The 401-nt window shown below is 36.2% G+C and carries 1 protein-coding gene; it reads right to left on the reverse strand.

What is annotated here, in order from left to right; translation table 11 throughout:
- A partial coding sequence (locus tag E3E37_RS11370; RefSeq protein ID WP_240921987.1) for an aldehyde ferredoxin oxidoreductase C-terminal domain-containing protein occupies positions 1–401 on the reverse strand: 401 nt, incomplete at both ends.

Consider the following 401-nt stretch of genomic DNA (forward strand, 5'->3'; position numbering starts at 1 on the left):
TAGTCGATCTCTTTTACAATCCCATCTTCAGTTAGTCCTCTTAACTCGTAGTATCTTGGTAGCCATTTTTCTATGGGTGGAACTTGTGTATCCGTCCTGTTTGCATGAGGTGTTGCCATTCTAAGGGGTAACTTATCGTCTTTAGCAGTTATGCCTAGTTCGTTGTTTATCTTTCTCTGTACTTTCCATATTCTATTTGCAATTTCCATTAATTTCTCAGGAGTGTATTCTTTTCCTGTAACAAAGTAAAGAAGCTTTATTATGTCTGTTACAGTCAAACCAGCGGCAAAGGCATATTTGCAGATAATCAACGAGTCGTAGATTATCATTAAGTTCTGCATTTTTATTACAGTTTCAATCAATTCATCGCCATCGATGTATCTATTGTCAAAGGCTTTTAT

Origin of the sequence: Thermococcus sp. ES12 (assembly GCF_012027515.1) — an archaeon.
GTDB classification, from domain to species: Archaea; Methanobacteriota_B; Thermococci; order Thermococcales; family Thermococcaceae; genus Thermococcus; species Thermococcus barossii.